The organism is Facklamia sp. P9177 (assembly GCF_050409585.1).
Taxonomy (GTDB): Bacteria; Bacillota; Bacilli; order Lactobacillales; family Aerococcaceae; genus Facklamia.
Genome location: NZ_JBNUPE010000042.1, coordinates 1 through 918 on the forward strand (window position 1 = coordinate 1; position 918 = coordinate 918).

Sequence of the window (918 nt, forward strand, 5' to 3'; positions counted from 1 at the left end):
CTTTTATGTCTAAAAATAGGCTTCTGAATTGAAAATGAAAGTGATTGAAGGGTATTTTGAAGGATAATTAGGTTACAAGGCTTTAACAAAAAATAGGGGATTCCTTCACCTTCTTTAGTCAAGAATTGGGTCAACAATTATAAAAGATAGGGGGCAAATGGGGTAAAAGCAATACAAGGAAAAGCAGATTATTCTTTAGATTTTTAAGCTGAATGTTTTACACTTTAAGCAAAGAATAGCTGCTTCCTATAAAGAAACGGCAATCGCCTTTAACCTTACGAATCCATCAATGCTAGCTAATTGCAAAGGCGTTTATCTTGAAGGGGGTTCTAAAGCTCTGAATAGACCGATAGAAAGGCCGCCCAAAGTGGTAAAGAAACTTAATAAAAACGGACTTCGTCAAAAGAATAAAGTTACTGATGATTCAGAATTAGAAGAAAAGACTCAACAAATATTTCACGAACTCTATGAAACCTATGGTTATCGATGAATTACGGCTGAATTATACAAAACACACCATCAAAAAATTAACCCTAAAAAGCTTTACGAATCATGAATAAGCTCGGCTTAAAATGTACAAAATTCTGGCGAAAGTCACGTCGCTATAGCTCTTACAAAGGAACAATTGCTCCCAACCCCCTCAATCGTCGCTTTAGTGCAAAATATCCTCTTCAAAAATTAATCGCTGATGTGACAGCGTTCAAGACAGCCGATGAGCAGAAACTGTATTTAAGGCCTATTATGGAGAACCACTGACAAGTTATAAGAAACTGATGAATAAGATTAATCAATATATTCATCACTATAATCATAGAAGAATAAAACAAAAATTGAGCGGTATGTCTTTGCTTGAATACCGAATCTATACCATTCAATTAACCGTTTAAATACAAACTCCAACTTTTGAGGTTCACATCA

The 918-nt window shown here is 34.7% G+C and carries 1 protein-coding gene and 1 pseudogene; both read left to right on the top strand.

The genetic code is table 11. From position 1 onward, the window contains the following. Positions 1 to 367: 367 nt before the first annotated feature. Positions 368 to 490: a hypothetical protein gene (locus tag ACQV18_RS09365; RefSeq protein WP_428876645.1), complete on the top strand. Its 123-nt coding sequence runs from the start codon at positions 368 to 370 to the stop codon at positions 488 to 490. A gap of 259 nt (positions 491 to 749) precedes the next feature. Continuing rightward, a pseudogene (locus ACQV18_RS09370) lies at positions 750 to 887 on the top strand (IS3 family transposase); the annotation flags it as partial. Positions 888 to 918: the final 31 nt, after the last annotated feature.